The sequence below is a fragment of the Streptomyces griseoluteus genome (assembly GCF_004784465.1).
Taxonomy (GTDB): domain Bacteria; phylum Actinomycetota; class Actinomycetes; order Streptomycetales; family Streptomycetaceae; genus Streptomyces; species Streptomyces griseoluteus.
The window spans coordinates 312,602-332,089 of sequence record NZ_SRRU01000007.1; the positions used below are offsets into that span (position 1 = coordinate 312,602).

17 protein-coding genes are annotated in these 19,488 nt (G+C 72.1%); 15 read left to right on the top strand and 2 right to left on the bottom strand.

The window, feature by feature from the left end; translation table 11 throughout:
• Positions 1-117 precede the first annotated feature (117 nt).
• Positions 118-618 (bottom strand): transcriptional regulator BldD, encoded by a 501-nt coding sequence (bldD, locus tag E5082_RS20940; RefSeq protein WP_018549006.1) that lies wholly within the window; start codon positions 616-618, stop codon positions 118-120.
• A gap of 252 nt (positions 619-870) precedes the next feature.
• Between bldD and pyrR the strand changes: the two genes are divergently transcribed.
• From pyrR to E5082_RS21010, 14 genes are all read left to right on the top strand, one after another.
• A complete protein-coding gene (gene pyrR / locus E5082_RS20945; RefSeq protein ID WP_135792764.1) occupies positions 871-1,443 on the top strand; it encodes a bifunctional pyr operon transcriptional regulator/uracil phosphoribosyltransferase PyrR in 573 nt (190 codons plus the stop codon).
• Positions 1,444-1,534: 91 nt separating this feature from the next.
• Positions 1,535-2,515 (top strand): aspartate carbamoyltransferase catalytic subunit, encoded by a 981-nt coding sequence (locus E5082_RS20950; protein WP_135792765.1) that lies wholly within the window; start codon positions 1,535-1,537, stop codon positions 2,513-2,515.
• Positions 2,516-2,520: 5 nt separating this feature from the next.
• Entirely contained in the window at positions 2,521-3,807 is a 1,287-nt protein-coding gene (locus tag E5082_RS20955; protein ID WP_135792766.1) for a dihydroorotase, read from the top strand.
• Entirely contained in the window at positions 3,804-4,388 is a 585-nt protein-coding gene (locus E5082_RS20960) for a PH-like domain-containing protein (RefSeq protein WP_167514110.1), read from the top strand. Before E5082_RS20955 ends, E5082_RS20960 begins: the two co-directional genes overlap by 4 nt.
• Positions 4,385-5,539 carry a glutamine-hydrolyzing carbamoyl-phosphate synthase small subunit gene (gene carA, locus E5082_RS20965; RefSeq protein WP_135792767.1) on the top strand — a complete coding sequence of 385 codons (1,155 nt, stop codon included), beginning with the start codon at positions 4,385-4,387 and terminating at the stop codon, positions 5,537-5,539. The genes E5082_RS20960 and carA overlap by 4 nt, the downstream gene beginning before the upstream one ends.
• Positions 5,532-8,840 (top strand): carbamoyl-phosphate synthase large subunit, encoded by a 3,309-nt coding sequence (gene carB / locus E5082_RS20970; RefSeq protein WP_135792768.1) that lies wholly within the window; start codon positions 5,532-5,534, stop codon positions 8,838-8,840. The genes carA and carB overlap by 8 nt, the downstream gene beginning before the upstream one ends.
• A gap of 78 nt (positions 8,841-8,918) precedes the next feature.
• Complete coding sequence (locus E5082_RS20975) at positions 8,919-10,025, top strand: quinone-dependent dihydroorotate dehydrogenase (RefSeq protein WP_135792769.1); 1,107 nt, start codon at positions 8,919-8,921, stop codon at positions 10,023-10,025.
• On the top strand, positions 10,022-10,861 hold the full coding sequence (pyrF, locus tag E5082_RS20980; protein WP_135792770.1) for an orotidine-5'-phosphate decarboxylase: 840 nt from the start codon (positions 10,022-10,024) through the stop codon (positions 10,859-10,861). The genes E5082_RS20975 and pyrF overlap by 4 nt, the downstream gene beginning before the upstream one ends.
• Before the next feature lie 256 nt (positions 10,862-11,117).
• A complete protein-coding gene (locus E5082_RS20985; protein WP_030810589.1) occupies positions 11,118-11,441 on the top strand; it encodes an integration host factor in 324 nt (107 codons plus the stop codon).
• Positions 11,442-11,501: 60 nt separating this feature from the next.
• Positions 11,502-12,095, top strand: a complete 594-nt coding sequence (gene gmk, locus E5082_RS20990; protein WP_135792771.1) for a guanylate kinase — start codon at positions 11,502-11,504, stop codon at positions 12,093-12,095.
• An 84-nt stretch (positions 12,096-12,179) separates the two neighbouring features.
• Positions 12,180-12,452 (top strand): DNA-directed RNA polymerase subunit omega, encoded by a 273-nt coding sequence (gene rpoZ, locus E5082_RS20995; RefSeq protein ID WP_005319902.1) that lies wholly within the window; start codon positions 12,180-12,182, stop codon positions 12,450-12,452.
• Positions 12,453-12,537: 85 nt separating this feature from the next.
• A complete protein-coding gene (coaBC, locus tag E5082_RS21000; protein WP_229918943.1) occupies positions 12,538-13,785 on the top strand; it encodes a bifunctional phosphopantothenoylcysteine decarboxylase/phosphopantothenate--cysteine ligase CoaBC in 1,248 nt (415 codons plus the stop codon).
• A 263-nt stretch (positions 13,786-14,048) separates the two neighbouring features.
• On the top strand, positions 14,049-15,257 hold the full coding sequence (gene metK, locus E5082_RS21005) for a methionine adenosyltransferase (protein WP_086694212.1): 1,209 nt from the start codon (positions 14,049-14,051) through the stop codon (positions 15,255-15,257).
• Positions 15,258-15,368: 111 nt separating this feature from the next.
• On the top strand, positions 15,369-17,516 hold the full coding sequence (locus E5082_RS21010; RefSeq protein WP_135792772.1) for a primosomal protein N': 2,148 nt from the start codon (positions 15,369-15,371) through the stop codon (positions 17,514-17,516).
• 63 nt (positions 17,517-17,579) lie between these two features.
• Here E5082_RS21010 and E5082_RS21015 read toward each other — a convergent pair whose 3' ends face one another.
• Entirely contained in the window at positions 17,580-18,107 is a 528-nt protein-coding gene (locus tag E5082_RS21015; protein WP_135788046.1) for a hypothetical protein, read from the bottom strand.
• Positions 18,108-18,505: 398 nt separating this feature from the next.
• Here E5082_RS21015 and fmt point away from each other — a divergent pair, with 398 nt between their 5' ends.
• The gene (gene fmt, locus E5082_RS21020) at positions 18,506-19,438 is read left to right on the top strand and encodes a methionyl-tRNA formyltransferase (protein WP_135792773.1); all 933 of its coding nucleotides are present in this window, start codon (positions 18,506-18,508) and stop codon (positions 19,436-19,438) included.
• Positions 19,439-19,488 lie beyond the last annotated feature (50 nt).

The following is a 19,488-nucleotide window of genomic DNA, read 5'->3' on the forward strand; positions in this document are numbered from 1 at the left end:
CCCCGCGCCCCTTCGGGTTTCTCCGGGCCTGCCATGCCAAAAAGGCCGCCGGGGTGGCAGGGAAGATCTCCCCGCCACCCCGGCGGCACGTTTCTGCTGCTGAACCCGGCGGAGCGGTCAGCTGTCCTCGTGGGCGACCGCGCGGCGCGCGTCCGCGTCCAGGACGCCCCAGCTGATGAGCTGCTCGGTGAGGACCGAGGGCGACTGGTCGTAGATGACGGCGAGGGTGCGCAGGTCGTCCTGGCGGATCGACAGCACCTTGCCGTTGTAGTCACCGCGCTGGGACTGGATCGTCGCCGCGTACCGCTGGAGGGGGCCCGCCTTCTCGGCCGGCACGGTGGCCAGCCGCTCCAGGTCCAGGACCAGCTTCGGCGGCGGCTCGGCGGCCCCGCCCGGCGTGGTTCCCGGCAGCAGCTCCTGCACCGGAACGCCGTAGAAATCGGCCAGCTCGGCCAGGCGCTGTACGGTCACGGCACGGTCGCCGCGCTCGTAGGAACCGACCACCACGGCCTTCCAGCGCCCCTGGGACTTCTCCTCGACACCGTGGAGGGAAAGGCCCTGCTGGGTGCGGATGGCCCGGAGCTTGGCCCCGAGCTGTTTGGCGTATTCGCTGGACATATAGCTCCCCGGACACTGTGTAGACGCGGGCGGCAGGTGATCCCACCGCGCGGCTGGTAACTCACTGTGAGGTTACGCAGCGTGATTCTCCTGCGTCAAGCCGAATGGTCCACACCGACTCTTCCGTGGTAGTGGCCGCCCATTGGGCCAAGCGGGTGAAGAAGCCGCTCCGGCGACCTGCTAGGGTGGCTGGCGCAAATCCGACGTCCTTTAAAGTCCGTCCCGTGAGGCGGAGAAGGAGGTCCGTTTCGTATGGACACGCACGCCAATCAGCTGAACTCCGATGCCCGGCCCGTACTCGAAGGCCCGGACATCGCTCGCGTTCTGACCCGCATCGCCCACGAGATCGTCGAACGCGCCAAGGGCGCCGACGACGTGGTGCTCCTCGGCATCCCCACGCGAGGCGTCTTCCTCGCCCAGCGGCTCGCCGTCAAGCTGGAGCAGGTCACCGGCCGGAAGATCCCCGTCGGCTCGCTCGACATCACGATGTACCGCGACGACCTGCGCATGCACCCCCCGCGCGCCCTCGCCCGCACCGAGATCCCCGCTGAGGGTGTCGACGGCCGTCTGGTGGTGCTCGTCGACGACGTGCTCTTCTCCGGCCGCACCATCCGCGCCGCCCTCGACGCCCTGAACGACATCGGGCGCCCCCGCGCGGTGCAGCTCGCCGTCCTGGTCGACCGCGGACACCGGGAACTCCCGATCCGCGCCGACTACGTCGGCAAGAACCTCCCCACGTCGCTGCGGGAGACGGTCAAGGTCCAGCTCGCCGAGGAGGACGGACGGGACACCGTGCTGCTCGGTGCCAAGTCTGCCGACCAGTAGCGCTCACGGGTGCCCGGCCGCCTCGGCGCGCCCTGACGCACCCCGGCCCGCCCGAAACCTCCCGTATTAACTGCCTTACGGAGCCTGACAGATGCAGCGTCATCTCATCTCGGCCGCCGACCTCACCCGCGACGACGCCGTCCTGATCCTCGACACCGCCGAGGAGATGGCCCGGGTCGCGGACCGGCCGATCAAGAAACTGCCGACCCTGCGCGGCCGCACGATCTGCAACCTCTTCTTCGAGGACTCGACCCGCACCCGAATCTCGTTCGAGGCCGCCGAGAAGCGCCTCTCCGCCGATGTCATCAACTTCGCGGCCAAGGGCTCCAGCGTCTCCAAGGGCGAGTCCCTCAAGGACACCGCCCAGACGCTGGAGGCGATGGGAGTGGACGCCGTCGTCATCCGGCACAGTGCCTCCGGCGCCCCCTACCGCCTCGCCAACTCCGGCTGGATCGACGCCCCGGTCATCAACGCCGGCGACGGCACCCACCAGCACCCCACCCAGGCCCTGCTGGACGCCTTCACCATGCGCCGCCGCCTGATCGGCGCCGACGCCGGCCTCGGCCGGGACCTCGACGGCAAGCGCGTCACCCTCGTCGGCGACGTCCTGCACAGCCGGGTCGCCCGCTCCAACGTGGACCTGCTGCACACCCTGGGCGCCGAGGTCACCCTGGTCGCGCCGCCCACCCTGCTGCCGGTCGGCGTGGAGACCTGGCCCTGCGAGGTCTCCTACGACCTCGACTCCACGCTGCCCAAGTCCGACGCGGTGATGATGCTCCGCGTGCAGCGCGAGCGGATGAAGGCCGCGTTCTTCCCCACCGAGCGCGAGTACTCCCGCCGCTACGGGCTCGACGGCGACCGCATGGCCAAGCTGCCGGAGCACGCCATCGTGATGCACCCCGGTCCGATGGTCCGGGGCATGGAGATCACCGCCGAGGTCGCCGACTCCGACCGCTGCACGGTCGTGGAGCAGGTCGCCAACGGCGTCTCCATCCGCATGGCCGTCCTCTACCTGCTGCTCGGCGGCAAAGAGCCCGCCGGCACCGCCCACCTTCGTACCGAGGAGAAGTAAGACCCATGAGCAAGATCCTGATCCGTGGTGCGAAGGTGCTCGGGGGCGAGCCGCAGGACGTACTGATCGACGGCGAGCTGATCGCGGCGGTCGGCACCGGGCTGAGCGCCGAGGGCGCCGAGGTGGTCGAGGCCGACGGCAAGGTGCTGCTGCCGGGCCTGGTCGACCTGCACACCCATCTGCGCGAGCCGGGCCGCGAGGACTCCGAGACCGTGCTCACCGGCACCCGCGCCGCCGCCTCCGGCGGCTTCACCGCCGTCTTCGCCATGGCCAACACCTTCCCCGTCGCCGACACCGCCGGCGTGGTCGAGCAGGTCTGGCGGCTCGGCAAGGAGTCCGGCTACTGCGACGTACGCCCCATCGGCGCCGTCACCGTGGGCCTGGAGGGCAAGAAGCTGGCCGAGCTGGGCGCCATGCACGACTCGGCCGCCCAGGTCAGCGTCTTCTCCGACGACGGCAAGTGCGTGGACGACGCGGTGATCATGCGCCGCGCCCTGGAGTACGTGAAGGCGTTCGGCGGGGTCGTCGCCCAGCACGCCCAGGAGCCCCGGCTCACCGAGGGCGCCCAGATGAACGAGGGCGTCGTCTCCGCCGAGCTGGGCCTGGGCGGCTGGCCGGCCGTCGCCGAGGAGTCGATCATCGCGCGGGACGTGCTGCTCGCCGAGCATGTCGGCTCCCGCCTGCACATCTGCCACCTCTCCACGGCCGGCTCGGTGGAGATCGTCCGCTGGGCCAAGTCCCGCGGCATCGACGTCACCGCCGAGGTGTGCCCGCACCACCTGCTCCTGACCGAGGAGATGGTGCGCACCTACAACCCCGCCTACAAGGTCAACCCGCCGCTGCGCACCGAGCGCGATGTGCGCGCCCTGCGCGAGGCGCTGGCCGACGGCACGATCGACATCGTCGCCACCGACCACGCCCCGCACCCGCACGAGGACAAGGACTGCGAGTGGGCCGCGGCCGCCATGGGCATGGTCGGCCTGGAGACCGCGCTGTCCGTGGTGCAGGAGACCATGGTGGAGACCGGCCTGCTGGACTGGGCCGCGGTCGCCGACCGGATGTCCTTCACCCCGGCCCGGATCGGCAGCGCCACCGGCCACGGCCGCCCGGTCGCGGCGGGCGAGCCCGCCAACCTCACCCTCGTGGACACGGCCTACCGTGGACAGGTGGACCCCGCGCGCTTCGCCTCGCGCAGCCGCAACACCCCCTACGAGGGCCGCGAGCTGCCGGGCCGTGTCACCCACACCTGGCTGCGGGGCAAGGCCACGCTCATGGACGGGAAGCTCACGTGACACCTGCAACTCAGCTCGCCGTATCGCTCGCCACCGGGCTGGCGGACGAGAAGAAGTCGGCCGCGGTGACCGACTGGGCCGCCCGCCTGGGCTGGCTCGTCGGCCTGGCCCTCTTCGTCGCCCTCGTCTACTGGCTGATGCGCGAGGGCTGGAAGTGGCGCGGCACCCTCCAGAGCGACCTGCCCGGACTCCCCGAGGTGCCGGACGACCTCGGCGCCGGGAAACTCACACTCAGCGGCCGCTACCACGGCTCCACCACCGCGGGGCAGTGGCTGGACCGGATCGTGGCCCACGGCCTGGGCTCCCGCAGCCGGGCCGAGCTGACCCTCACCGACGCGGGGCTGGCCGTCGAGCGCCCCGGCGCCACCGACTTCTTCATCCCCGCCGGAGCGCTGCGCGGCGCCCGGCTCGACAAGGGCATCGCGGGCAAGGTCCTCACCGAGGGCGGACTGCTCGTGGTGACCTGGGCGCACGGCGAGAAGCTGATCGACTCCGGCTTCCGCTCCGACCACGCGGCCGAACACACCACCTGGGTCGACACCCTGAACCAGATGACCAACCACACGGAAGGCGCACGATGACGACCTCCACCAGGGGAGCCTCCAGGACTCCCGCCGTACTCGTCCTGGAGGACGGCCGTACCTTCCGCGGCCGCGCCTACGGGGCCGTGGGGGAGACCTTCGGCGAGGCCGTGTTCTCCACCGGCATGACCGGCTACCAGGAGACCCTGACCGACCCCTCCTACGACCGCCAGATCGTCGTCGCCACCGCCCCCCAGATCGGCAACACCGGCTGGAACGACGAGGACGACGAGTCCGGCCGCATCTGGGTCTCCGGCTACGTGGTGCGCGACCCAGCCCGCGTGCCGTCCAACTGGCGCTCCCGGCGCTCCCTGGACGACGAGCTGACCGCCCAGGGCGTCGTCGGCATCAGCGGCATCGACACCCGCGCCCTCACCCGCCACCTGCGCGAGCGCGGCTCCATGCGCGCCGGCATCTTCTCCGGCGAGGCGCTCGCCCCCGACGCCGAACTGGTGCAGCGGGTGCAGGCCCAGCCGCACATGAAGGGCGCGAGCCTCTACGAGGAGGTCGCCACCAAGGAGGCGTACGTCGTCCCCGCGGTCGGCGAGAAGAAGTTCACCGTCGCCGCGATCGACCTCGGCATCAAGGGGATGACCCCGCAGCGGATGGCCGAGCGCGGCATCGAGGTCCACGTGCTCCCGGCGACCGCCACGGCCGAGGACGTCTACGCCGTGGAGCCCGACGGCGTGTTCTTCTCCAACGGCCCCGGCGACCCGGCCACGGCCGACGGCCCGGTGGCCCTGATGACCGCCGTGCTGGAGCGGAAGACCCCGCTGTTCGGCATCTGCTTCGGCAACCAGATCCTCGGCCGCGCCCTCGGCTTCGGCACCTACAAGCTGAAGTACGGCCACCGAGGCATCAACCAGCCGGTCCAGGACCGCACCACCGGCAAGGTGGAGGTCACCGCGCACAACCACGGCTTCGCCGTCGACGCGCCGCTGGACAAGGTCAGCGAGACGAAGTTCGGCCGCGCCGAGGTCTCCCACGTCTGCCTGAACGACGACGTGGTGGAGGGCCTCCAGCTCCTCGACCAGCCGGCCTTCTCCGTGCAGTACCACCCCGAGGCGGCGGCCGGTCCGCACGACGCCGCCTACCTGTTCGACCGCTTCACGTCTTTGATGAGCACCGTCCGGGAGGGCCAGCGTGCCTAAGCGCTCCGACATCCAGTCCGTCCTGGTCATCGGCTCCGGCCCGATCGTGATCGGTCAGGCCGCCGAGTTCGACTACTCCGGCACCCAGGCGTGCCGCGTGCTCAAGGCCGAGGGCCTGCGCGTGATCCTGGTCAACTCCAACCCGGCGACGATCATGACCGACCCGGAGATCGCCGACGCCACCTACGTCGAGCCGATCACCCCCGAGTTCGTCGAGAAGATCATCGCCAAGGAGCGCCCCGACGCCCTCCTGCCCACCCTCGGCGGCCAGACCGCTCTGAACACCGCCATCTCGCTGCACGACAGCGGGGTGCTGGAGAAGTACGGCGTCGAACTGATCGGCGCCCGGCCCGAGGCGATCCACAAGGGCGAGGACCGCGACCTTTTCAAGGGCGTCGTGGAGGAGGTCCGCAAGAAGACCGGCCACGGCGAGTCCGCCCGCTCGGTCATCTGCCACACCATGGACGACGTCCTCCGCGGCGTGGAGACGCTCGGCGGCTACCCCGTCGTCGTCCGCCCCTCCTTCACCATGGGCGGCGCCGGCTCCGGCTTCGCCCACGACGAGGACGAGCTGCGCCGCATCGCCGGCCAGGGCCTCACGCTCTCCCCGACCACCGAGGTGCTCCTGGAGGAGTCCATCCTCGGCTGGAAGGAGTACGAGCTGGAGCTGATGCGCGACAAGAACGACAACGTCGTGGTCGTCTGCTCCATCGAGAACTTCGACCCGATGGGCGTGCACACCGGCGACTCGATCACCGTCGCCCCCGCGATGACGCTGACCGACCGCGAGTACCAGCTGCTGCGCGACGTCGGCATCGCCATCATCCGCGAGGTCGGCGTCGACACCGGCGGCTGCAACATCCAGTTCGCCGTCAACCCCGAGGACGGCCGGGTCATCGTCATCGAGATGAACCCGCGCGTCTCGCGGTCCTCCGCGCTCGCCTCCAAGGCCACCGGCTTCCCGATCGCCAAGATCGCCGCCAAGCTGGCCGTCGGCTACACGCTGGACGAGATCCCGAACGACATCACGCGGGAGACCCCGGCCTCCTTCGAGCCCACGCTCGACTACGTCGTCGTCAAGGCCCCCCGCTTCGCCTTCGAGAAGTTCCCGCAGGCCGACTCCACGCTCACCACCACGATGAAGTCGGTCGGCGAGGCCATGGCCATCGGCCGCAACTTCACCGAGGCGTTCCAGAAGGCGCTGCGCTCGCTGGAGAAGAAGGGCAGCCAGTTCACCTTCATCGGTGACCCCGGCGACAAGAAGGCCCTCCTCGAAGAGGCGGTACGCCCCACCGACGGCCGGATCAACACCGTCATGCAGGCGATCCGCGCGGGTGCCACCCCGGAGGAGATCTTCGAGTACACGAAGATCGACCCCTGGTTCGTGGACCAGCTCTTCCTCATCAAGGAGACCGCGGACGAGCTGGCCGAGGCCTCCGAGCTGACCGCCGAGCTGCTCGCCGAGGCCAAGCGGCACGGCTTCTCCGACCTCCAGATCGGTGAGATCCGGGGCCTGCGCGAGGACGTCGTCCGCGAGGTCCGGCACGTGCTCGGCATCCGCCCGGTCTACAAGACGGTCGACACCTGCGCCGCCGAGTTCGCCGCCCGGACGCCGTACTTCTACTCCTCCTACGACGAGGAGAGCGAGGTCGCGCCGCGCGAGAAGCCCGCCGTGATCATCCTCGGCTCCGGGCCCAACCGCATCGGCCAGGGCATCGAGTTCGACTACTCCTGCGTCCACGCCTCCTTCGCGCTCTCCGACGCCGGGTACGAGACCGTGATGGTCAACTGCAACCCGGAGACCGTCTCCACCGACTACGACACCTCCGACCGGCTCTACTTCGAGCCGCTCACCCTGGAGGACGTGCTGGAGATCGTGCACGCGGAGTCCCTCGCCGGCCCCGTCGCCGGTGTGGTCGTGCAGCTCGGCGGGCAGACCCCGCTGGGCCTCGCGCAGGCCCTGAAGGACAACGGCGTGCCGGTGGTCGGCACGCCGCCCGAGGCCATCCACGCCGCCGAGGACCGGGGCGCCTTCGGCCGCGTGCTCGCCGAGGCCGGCCTGCCCGCGCCCAAGCACGGCACCGCCACCACCTTCGCCGAGGCCAAGGCCATCGCGGACGAGATCGGCTACCCGGTCCTGGTCCGCCCCTCCTACGTCCTCGGCGGACGCGGCATGGAGATCGTGTACGAGGAGGAGCGGCTCTCCGCGTACATCGAGGAGTCCACCGAGATCAGCCCGTCCCGGCCGGTCCTCGTGGACCGCTTCCTGGACGACGCCATCGAGATCGACGTCGACGCCCTCTACGACGGCGAGGAGCTGTACCTCGGCGGCGTCATGGAGCACATCGAGGAGGCCGGCATCCACTCCGGCGACTCGGCGTGCGCCCTGCCCCCCATCACGCTGGGCGGCTTCGACATCAAGCGGCTGCGCGCCTCCACCGAGGCCATCGCCAAGGGCGTCGGCGTCCGCGGACTGATCAACATCCAGTTCGCCATGTCGGGCGACATCCTCTACGTCCTGGAGGCCAACCCGCGCGCCTCCCGCACGGTCCCCTTCACCTCCAAGGCGACCGCGGTCCCGCTCGCCAAGGCCGCCGCCCGCATCTCGCTGGGCACGACCATCGCCGAGCTGCGTGCCGAGGGCCTGCTGCCCGCGACCGGGGACGGCGGCGAGCTCCCGCTGGACGCGCCGATCTCCGTCAAGGAGGCCGTGATGCCCTGGTCCCGCTTCCGGGACATCCAGGGCCGCGGCGTGGACACCGTGCTCGGCCCGGAGATGCGCTCCACCGGCGAGGTCATGGGCATCGACTCCGTCTTCGGCACGGCGTACGCCAAGTCGCAGGCGGGCGCGTACGGCCCGCTGCCCACCAAGGGCCGCGCGTTCATCTCGGTCGCCAACCGCGACAAGCGCTCGATGATCTTCCCGGCCCGCGAGCTGGTCGCGCACGGCTTCGAGCTGCTGGCCACCTCCGGCACCGCCGAGGTCCTCAAGCGCAACGGCATCAACGCCACCGTCGTGCGCAAGCAGTCCGAGGGCACCGGCCCGAACGGCGAGCGGACCATCGTCCAGCTCATCCACGACGGCGAGGTCGACCTCATCGTCAACACGCCCTACGGCACCGGCGGCCGCCTCGACGGCTACGACATCCGTACGGCGGCCGTGGCCCGCTCGGTGCCCTGCCTGACGACCGTCCAGGCGCTCGCCGCCGCCGTCCAGGGCATCGACGCCCTCGGCCGCGGGGACGTGGGCGTCCGCTCCCTCCAGGAGCACGCGGAACATCTGAACGCGGCCCGCGACTAGCCGCGCCGAGGGGGACACCGGAAACGGTGTCCCCCTCTTCATGAGCCACGCCCGCCCCCGCCTTCGAGGACTCTCCCCATGTACAAGCTGTTCTTCCGGCTGATCTTCCAGCGGATGGACCCGGAACAGGCCCACCACCTCGCCTTCCGCTGGATCCGTCTGCTCGCCCGCATCCCGGTCCTGCGCACCTTCGCCGCCGCCGCGCTGGCCCCCCGGCATGAGGAACTGCGCACCGAGGCCCTCGGCCTGCGCATGCACGGCCCCTTCGGACTCGCCGCCGGCTTCGACAAGAACGCCGTCGGCATCGACGGACTCTCCATGCTCGGCTTCGACCACGTCGAGATCGGCACCGTCACCGGCGAGGCCCAGCCCGGCAACCCGAAGAAGCGGCTGTTCCGGCTGGTCGCCGACCGCGCCCTGATCAACCGCATGGGCTTCAACAACGAGGGCTCCCTCGCCGTCGCCGCCCGCCTCGCCTCCCGGCGCCCGGTGTTCCGTACGGTCGTCGGCGTCAACATCGGCAAGACCAAGGCCGTCCCCGAGGCGGACGCGGTCGCCGACTACGTGAAGTCCGCCGAGCGGCTCGCCCCGCACGCCGACTACCTCGTGGTCAACGTCTCCTCCCCGAACACCCCCGGCCTGCGCAACCTCCAGGCGACCGAGGCGCTGCGCCCGCTGCTCGGCGCCGTGCGCGAGGCCGCCGACCGCGCCACCGGCGACCGCCGCGTGCCGCTCCTGGTGAAAATCGCCCCCGACCTCGCGGACGAGGACGTCGACGCCGTGGCCGACCTCGCCGTGGAACTCGGCCTGGACGGCATCATCGCCACCAACACCACCATCGCCCGCGAGGGCCTCGGCCTGCGTTCCGCGCCCTCGGTGGTCAAGGAGACCGGCGGGCTGTCCGGCGCGCCGCTGAAGGCACGCTCGCTCCAGGTGCTGCGCCGCCTGTACGCGCGCGTGGGCGACCGCATCACCCTGGTGGGCGTGGGCGGCGTCGAGACCGCCGAGGACGCCTGGCAGCGCATCCTGGCCGGCGCCACCCTGGTCCAGGGCTACAGCGCCTTCGTCTACGAGGGCCCCTTCTGGACCCGCGCCGTGCACAAGGGCCTCGCCGCCCGGCTCAAGGCCAGCCCGTACGCCACCCTCGCCGACGCGGTCGGCGCCGACGTCAGGAACCCCGCATGACCGAGCCCTTCGGTACCCGTCTGCGCCGTGCCATGGACGAGCGCGGCCCGCTGTGCGTCGGCATCGACCCGCACGCCTCGCTGCTCGCCGACTGGGGCCTGAACGACGACGTGACCGGCCTGGAGCGGTTCAGCCGCACGGTCGTGGAGGCCGTCGCCGACCGGGTCGCCGTCGTGAAGCCGCAGAGCGCGTTCTTCGAGCGGTTCGGCTCGCGCGGTGTCGCCGTCCTGGAGCGCGTCGTCGAGGAGACCCGGGCGGCGGGCGCCCTGGTCGTGATGGACGCCAAGCGCGGCGACATCGGCTCCACCATGGCCGGGTACGCGGAGGCGTTCCTGCACAAGGACGCCCCGCTGTTCTCGGACGCGCTCACCGTCTCCCCGTACCTCGGCTACGGCTCGCTCGCCCCTGCGGTCGAGCTGGCCCGCGAGAGCGGCACCGGGCTGTTCGTGCTCGCGCTGACCTCCAACCCGGAGGGTCCCGAGGTGCAGCACGCGGTCCGCGCGGACGGGCGCAGCGTCGCCGCGACCATGCTGGCCCATCTCGCCGCCGAGAACGCGGGCGCCGAGCCGCTGGGCTCCTTCGGCGCGGTCGTGGGCGCCACGGTGGGGGACCTGTCGTCCTACGACCTCGCCATCAACGGGCCGCTGCTCGCCCCCGGCGTCGGTGCCCAGGGCGCCACCCCGGAGGACCTCCCGGCGGTGTTCGGGAGCGCGGTGGGCAACGTGGTGCCGAACGTCAGCCGGGGCGTGCTGCGGCACGGTCCCGACATCGCGGCGCTGCGGGCGGCCACGGCGGCCTTCGCGGGCGAGATCCGGGCCGCCGTCGCGGGCTCCTGAGCACGGCGGACGGGCTCGGCCGGGGGTCCGGGAGGCGAATACATCCACGAATCGTGGGCAGTATGCCCGAAAAGTCCGTCCTCACGGAGGCTGACCAGGACTTTTCCGCTGTTCTCGCTGACTCCGGCGGACATGCCCGCTAGTCTCCGAGGCAGTGAGAGCGGGCGAGCGTGTTGCTCGTGGCTCCCCAGGTGTGGGGCGACTAGGTTCCTCACCGGTCCGTATCCGACAGTTCGACATCCGAGGTGACGTAGGCGTGGCTCTTCCGCCCCTTACCCCTGAACAGCGCGCAGCCGCGCTCGAAAAGGCCGCCGCGGCTCGCCGGGAGCGGGCCGAGGTCAAGAATCGACTCAAGCACTCCGGCGCCTCGCTGCACGAGGTCATCAAGCAGGGCCAGGAGAACGAGGTCATCGGCAAGATGAAGGTCTCGGCCCTGCTGGAGTCCCTGCCGGGCGTGGGCAAGGTCCGCGCCAAGCAGATCATGGAGCGACTGGGCATCTCCGAGAGCCGCCGTGTCCGCGGCCTCGGTTCCAACCAGATCGCCTCCCTGGAGCGTGAGTTCGGCAGCACCGGCTCCTGAGTCCGGGCGCAGCCCGGACCGGAGTCCCGGACACTCCGGGATTGCTGGAATAATCGCTGCATGGCTGGAACATTCCGGGGGACGTCCCCCGTACCCCCGGACGCACGTCCGCGGCTGACCGTGCTCTCCGGCCCCTCCGGGGTCGGCAAGAGCACGGTCGTCGCCCATATGCGCAAAGAGCACCCCGACGTCTGGCTGTCGGTGTCCGCGACCACCCGCAAGCCGCGCCCCGGTGAGCAGCACGGCGTCCACTACTTCTTCGTCACCGACGAGGAGATGGACAAGCTGATCGCCAACGGCGAGCTGCTGGAGTGGGCCGAGTTCGCCGGCAACCGCTACGGCACGCCCCGCGCGGCCGTGCTGGAGCGGCTGGAGAAGGGCGAGCCGGTGCTGCTGGAGATCGACCTCCAGGGCGCCCGGCAGGTCCGCGAGTCGATGTCCGACGCCCAACTGGTCTTCCTCGCCCCGCCGTCCTGGGACGAGCTGGTGCGCAGGCTCACCGGCCGGGGCACCGAGCCGCCGGAGGTCATCGAGCGCCGGCTGGAGGCGGCCCGGACGGAACTGGCCGCCGAGCCCGAGTTCGACGTCACCCTGGTCAACACCTCCGTCGAGGACGTGGCCGGGGAGCTGCTAGCCTTGATGGACGTTGTGTGATCGTGACCGCCGTCCATCAACAGGACCTACCGGTCACGGTGCTCCACACCGACTGATTCTTTCCCACCCATCGGAAGGCAGAGCGTGTCCTCTTCCATCACCGCGCCCGAGGGCATCATCAACCCTCCGATCGACGAGCTCCTCGAGGCCACCGACTCGAAGTACAGCCTGGTGATCTACGCGGCCAAGCGCGCCCGTCAGATCAACGCGTACTACTCGCAGCTCGGTGAGGGCCTCCTCGAGTACGTCGGTCCGCTCGTCGACACCCACGTCCACGAGAAGCCGCTCTCGATCGCGCTGCGCGAGATCAACGCCGGTCTGCTGACCTCCGAGGCCATCGAGGGCCCGGCCCAGTAGTTCCCTCCGCTCGCGGTCGTACTTTCAGATCGCGGTCGACTTGTCCACAGGCCCGGCAGTCATGCTGCCGGGCCTGTGGTGTGTCATGGGTGTCATAGGTTCTCGAAAGTCCGGGGAGACGGTGGAGACGGTGGACAAGCCGAAGGTCGTGCTGGGCGTCAGCGGGGGCATCGCCGCGTACAAGTCCTGTGAGCTGCTCAGACGGTTCACCGAGTCGGGGCACGACGTGCGGGTGGTGCCGACCGCCTCCGCGCTGCACTTCGTCGGCGCCGCCACCTGGTCCGCGCTGTCGGGCAACCCGGTCACCACCGAGGTCTGGGACAGCGTCCACGAGGTGCCGCACGTCCGCATCGGGCAGCACGCCGACCTCGTGGTGGTCGCGCCCGCCACCGCCGACATGCTCGCCAAGGCCGCGCACGGCCTTGCCGACGACCTGCTCACCAACACGCTGCTCACCGCGCGCTGTCCGGTGGTCTTCGCCCCGGCGATGCACACCGAGATGTGGGAGCACCCGGCCACCCAGGAGAACGTGGCCACCCTGCGCCGCCGGGGCGCGGTCGTCATCGAGCCCGCCGTGGGCCGCCTCACCGGCGTCGACACCGGCAAGGGGCGGCTGCCCGACCCGGCCGAGATCTTCGAGGTGTGCCGCCGGGTGCTGGCGCGGGGCGTGAGCGAACCCGACCTCGCGGGCCGCCATGTGGTGGTCTCGGCGGGCGGCACCCGTGAACCGCTCGACCCGGTGCGCTTCCTCGGCAACCGCTCCTCCGGCAAGCAGGGGTACGCCCTCGCCCGGACCGCCGCCGCGCGCGGGGCCCGCGTGACCTTGGTCTCGGCCAACGCCTCCCTGCCCGACCCGGCCGGGGTGGACATCGTGCACGTCGGCACCGCCGTCCAGCTCCGCGAGGCGGTGCTCAAGGCCGCGGCCGACGCCGACGCCGTGGTCATGGCCGCCGCCGTCGCCGATTTCCGCCCGGCGGTCTACGCGAGCGGGAAGATCAAGAAGAAGGACGGCCAGGAGCCCGAGCCAGTCGCCCTGGTCCGCAACCCCGACGTGCTCGCCGAGGTCTCCGCCGAGCGCGCCCGCCCCGGCCAGGTCGTCGTCGGCTTCGCCGCCGAGACCGACGACGTGCTGGCCAACGGCCGCGCCAAGCTGGCCCGCAAGGGCTGCGACCTGCTGGTGGTCAACGAGGTGGGGGAGCGCCGGACCTTCGGCTCGGAGGAGAACGAGGCGGTGGTCCTCGGCGCCGACGGCACCGAGACGGCCGTACCGCACGGGCCGAAGGAGGCCCTCGCGGACACCGTCTGGGACCTGGTGGCGGCCCGGCTGGGCTGAGCGGCTGGGCCGTTCGGGGCGGTCCGTTGTCGGCCACCCGGAGTCTTTTTTTCACACCGCGATGGCGCGTGGCGGATCTGTTCAAGGCCGCGCTCCAGCGTGCAGAATGCCTGTGCCGCAGGTCACAGCGTTCTCGCTGGGCGAGAACGGGTGGCCCTGCGGCCAGGTGCGACCGATAAACTGTTCGCGGACGACGTTGGGCGCAGCTCCCGACGTGGTCCTTCAATGATCAGCCAGCAGCCGCTGCAACCCCAGGGAGCGTTGTGTCCCGTCGCCTGTTCACCTCGGAGTCCGTGACCGAAGGTCACCCCGACAAGATCGCTGACCAGATCAGCGACACCATTCTCGACGCGCTGCTCCGTGAGGACCCCTCGTCCCGCGTCGCCGTCGAGACGCTGATCACCACCGGCCTGGTGCACGTGGCCGGCGAGGTCACGACCAAGGCTTACGCGCCCATCGCCCAGTTGGTGCGCGAGAAGATCCTCGAGATCGGCTACGACTCCTCCAAGAAGGGCTTCGACGGCGCCTCCTGCGGCGTCTCGGTGTCCATCGGCGCGCAGTCCCCGGACATCGCGCAGGGCGTCGACACGGCGTACGAGTCCCGGGTCGAGGGCGACGAGGACGAGCTGGACAAGCAGGGCGCGGGCGACCAGGGCCTGATGTTCGGCTACGCCTCGGACGAGACGCCGACGCTGATGCCGCTGCCGATCTTCCTGGCGCACCGCCTGTCCAAGCGCCTGTCCGAGGTCCGCAAGAACGGCACCATCCCCTACCTGCGCCCCGACGGCAAGACCCAGGTCACCATCGAGTACGACGGCGACAAGGCCGTCCGTCTCGACACGGTCGTGGTCTCCTCCCAGCACGCCTCGGACATCGACCTCGAGTCGCTGCTCGCGCCCGACATCCGCGAGTTCGTGGTCGAGCCCGAGCTGAAGGCCCTGCTGGACGAGGGCATCAAGATCGACACCGAGGGCTATCGCCTGCTGGTCAACCCGACCGGCCGCTTCGAGATCGGCGGCCCGATGGGCGACGCCGGCCTCACCGGCCGCAAGATCATCATCGACACCTACGGCGGCTTCGCCCGTCACGGTGGCGGCGCCTTCTCGGGCAAGGACCCGTCCAAGGTGGACCGCTCGGCCGCGTACGCGATGCGCTGGGTCGCCAAGAACGTGGTGGCCGCGGGCCTCGCCTCGCGCTGCGAGGTCCAGGTCGCCTACGCGATCGGCAAGGCCGAGCCGGTCGGTCTCTTCGTGGAGACCTTCGGCACCGCCAAGATCGACCCCGAGAAGATCGAGAAGGCCATCGACGAGGTCTTCGACCTCCGCCCGGCCGCGATCATCCGCGACCTCGACCTGCTGCGCCCGATCTACGCCCAGACGGCGGCCTACGGCCACTTCGGCCGTGAGCTCCCCGACTTCACCTGGGAGCGCACCGACCGCGTCGACGCCCTGCGCAAGGCCGCCGGCGTCTGATCCGCACCACGTGAACCGGGGCCCGGCCTCCCTTCGGGGACGCCGGGCCCCGGCATGTTCCGGGTGGCTCGGCGGGCGGTGCTGTCAGTGGTCTTTGGTAAGAATGCAAGCGTGAGCAGCGACAACGGGCCGGGGGACGGCGGGGCCGAGGGGCCGCCGCCGGAGCAGCTCGCGCTCATCCGGGAGAGCGTGCGCGGCGCCGATGTACCGCGCGCCAAACCGCGCACCTGGCGTGGGGCCGCGCTCGCCAAGGACCGGCCGGTCGCGCGCGTGCTCGTCGACAAGGGCGTCCTGCATCTCGACCGGTACTTCGACTACGCGGTGCCCGAGGAACTCGACGCCGACGCCCAGCCCGGCGTCCGGGTCCGGGTGCGGTTCGGCGCCGGGCGGCACCGGGTGCGGGACGGGCGGCGCGAGGGCGGCGGCCTGATCGACGGCTACCTGATCGAGCGGCGGGACGAGTCCGACTACGCGGGGCCGCTCGCCGCCCTCGCCCAGGTCGTCTCCCCGGAGCCGGTGCTCGGTGAGGAACTCCTCGGGCTGGCCCGCGCCGTCGCCGACCGGTACGCGGGCAGCCTCGCCGACGTGCTGCAACTGGCCGTACCGCCGCGCAGCGCCCGCGCGGAGAAGCGCGCTTCCCCCCAGCCCCTCCCCGCGCCCCCCGCCCCGGACGCGGGCACCTGGGCCCGCTACGAGCACGGTCCCGCCTTCCTCGACGCCCTGGCCTCCGGCGGTTCGCCCCGTGCGGCGTGGAACGCGCTGCCCGGACCCGAGTGGAGCGAGGAGATCGCCCGCGCCGTCGCCGCCACCCTCACCTCGGGACGCGGCGCCCTGGTCGTCGTCCCCGACGGGCGGACCGCCGCGCGGGTCGACGCCGCGCTGACCGGGCTGCTCGGCAAGGGCCGCCACGCGCTGCTCACCGCCGACGCCGGACCCGAGAAGCGGTACGCGCAGTGGCTCGCGGTCCGGCGCGGCTCCGTACGGGCGGTCGTCGGCACCCGCGCCGCCATGTTCGCCCCCGTGCGGGACCTCGGGCTCGTGGCCGTCTGGGACGACGGCGACGACAGCCACAGCGAGCAGCACGCGCCCCAGCCGCACGCCCGCGACGTCCTGCTGCTGCGCGCCTCCCTCGACAAGTGCGCGTTCCTGGTGGGCAGTTGGAGCTGCACGGTGGAGGCCGCGCAGCTCGTCGAGAGCGGCTGGGCACGGCCCCTGACCGCTGGCCGCGAGCAGGTCCGCCGGGCCGCGCCGCTGGTACGCACCGTCGGGGACACCGACCTCGCCCGTGACGAGGCCGCCCGTGCCGCCCGGCTGCCCAGCCTCGCCTGGCAGGCCGTCCGGGAGGGGCTCAGGACCGGCCCGGTGCTGGTGCAGGTGCCCCGGCGCGGATACGTACCCCGCCTGGCCTGTGCCCAGTGCCGGGCGCCCGCGCGGTGCGCGCACTGCGCCGGGCCGCTCCAGGCGCAGGACGCGGGGGCGCTGCGGTGCGAGTGGTGCGGGCGGGAGGAGCACTCCTGGCACTGTCCCGAGTGCGGAGGCTTCCGGCTGCGCGCCCAGGTCGTCGGCGCGCGCCGTACCGCCGAGGAGCTGGGGCGCGCCTTCCCTGCCGTGCCGGTGCGCACCTCCGGGCGCGAGCACGTGCTCGACACGGTGCCGGCCGCGCCCGCCCTGGTCGTCAGCACGCCGGGCGCCGAGCCGGTCGCCGAGGGCGGTTACGCGGCCGCGCTGCTGCTCGACGGCTGGGCCATGCTCGGCCGGCCGGACCTGCGCTCCGGCGAGGACGCGCTGCGCCGGTGGATCGGCGCGGCCGCGCTGGTCCGGCCGCAGAGCGACGGCGGGACCGTGGTGGTCGTGGCCGAGCCGACGCTGCGGCCCGTGCAGGCGCTGGTCCGCTGGGACCCCGTCGGGTTCGCGGTCCGGGAGCTGGCCGAACGGTCCGAGCTGGGATTTCCGCCGGTGTCCCGGATGGCCGCGGTGTCCGGGACGGCGGAGGCGGTCGCGGAGTTCCTCGCGGCCGTGGAGTCACCCCCGGACGCGGAGGTACTGGGGCCGGTGCCGCTGCCGCCGACCCTGCCCGGCCGGCCCCGCCGCCCCGGCGCGCCCCCGCCGGGGGAGCAGTGGGAACGGGCGCTGATCCGGGTACCGCCCGGCAGCGGCTCCGCCCTGGCGGCCGCCCTGAAGACGGCCCAGGCGGCGCGGATGGCGCGGGGGAGTGGAGAGCCGGTCCGGGTGCGGATCGATCCGCCGGACATCGGCTGAGGGTTCGTCCCGGCACACGAACGCCCTCCCGGTCGGTCGCCGGGAGGGCGCGGGTCGGGCCGGTCAGCCGCTGCGGGGGCCGGGGAAGGCCGGGGGCCTCGGGTCGTCGCGGAGGGTGGGGCTGCCCGAGGTCGGCTGGGTCGGCATGGAGCGGGCCGCGGGGACGGTCGGCATGCCGGTGTTGATGGTGCGGGTGCCCGAGGGCTCGCCGGCCCGCTCGGCCTCGGCCGCGGCCTGGGCGGCGGCCCGGCGGGCGCCGTAACGGCGGTGCACGGCCTGCTTGGTGACGCCGAGCGCGGAGCCCACCGCGTCCCACGAGAAGCCGAGCGAACGGTCGAAGTCCACGGCCGCCGTCACCAGGGTCTCGACGCTGTCCCGGAGTTCCTGGGCGAGGCGGACCGTCGGGGCCGGGGCGCGTCCGTAGACGACAAAGCCGGTGGACGGGCCGGAGCGGCGGGGACGGTAGACGTTGCCGAGCTGGGCGGTGAGGGTGCGCAGCGCGTCCACCTGCCGGCGGACCCGCTCGATGTCGCGCACCAGCAAGTGCAGGCTGGCACGGGCCTGGGCGTCGTGCGTTGCGTGGTCGGCCATGAACAAGCCTCTCGAACCGGCGTTGAAAGGAAGTGGGCGGCCGAAGCGGCCCGAAGTGGTCAACTCTCTCTTGACCAACGCGTGGGCGCTCCGCTGGTCACGGGGTGGGGCGTGCGGGGTGTGTCTGTACGCCGGGGTCTCCCACCCGCGCACCACCCGTTCGCTGTTGGCCGGTGGGCTGGACAACATGTGGGGCGCTCACCGTCGGCGGCCTCGGGCCGCTGGGCGGCGGCGCCTGCGGCGATCCGGCGTCCGCGGCCATCGTCCCGCCGCGCGGGCATCACTCTGGCGTCCGCGGCCATCTCCCGGCGTCCACAGGCTGGCGATCTGGTGCCCCTCGGCGGTCATAGACTTGTCCGTCGGCCGTCTGCCGTCGTTCGAGAGGCTTGTTGTTGACCATGAGGCTTGTCTTCGCCGGTACCCCAGAGGTCGCCGTTCCCGCTCTGGACGCTCTGATCGAATCCGGGCGGCACGAGGTGGCCGCTGTCGTCACGCGGCCCGACGCGCCCGCCGGGCGGGGCCGCAGGCTGGTCGCGTCGCCCGTGGCCGAGCGGGCGGAGGAGGCCGGGATCGAGGTGCTGAAGCCGTCCAGCCCGCGCGACCCTGCCTTCCTGGAGCGGCTGCGGGAGATCGGCCCGGACTGCTGCCCGGTCGTCGCCTACGGCGCCCTGCTGCCCCGCGTCGCCCTGGACATCCCCGCCCACGGCTGGGTCAACCTGCACTTCTCGCTGCTGCCCGCCTGGCGCGGAGCCGCGCCCGTGCAGCACTCGATCATGTCGGGCGACCAGATCACCGGCGCCTCCACCTTCCTCATCGAGGAGGGCCTGGACTCCGGCCCGGTCTACGGCACCGTCACCGAGGAGATCCGGCCCACCGACACCAGCGGCGACCTGCTCACCCGGCTCGCCTTCGCCGGTTCCGGGCTGCTCGCGGCCACCATGGACGGCATCGCGGACGGCACCCTGAAGGCCGTACCGCAGCCCGCCGAGGGCATCACGCTCGCGCCGAAGATCACGGTCGAGGACGCCAAGGTCGACTGGGCGGCGCCCGCGCTGCGCGTCGACCGGGTGGTGCGCGGCTGCACGCCGGCCCCCGGCGCGTGGACCGTGTTCCGGGGCGAGCGGCTCAAGCTCGTGCAGCTCGCGCCGGTGCCCGAGCGGACCGACCTCGCGCCTGGCAGGCTCGCCGTCGGGAAGAACAGCGTGCACGTCGGCACGGGTTCGTACGCGGTCGAGCTGCTCTGGGTGCAGGCGCAGGGCAAGAAGCCGATGCGGGCCGCCGACTGGGCGCGCGGGGCGCGGATCGCCGAGGGCGAGTCGCTCGGGGGCTGACACCCCGCGAGTGGGGGGTGACGGTCCACCGACGTACGCTGGTGACCGCA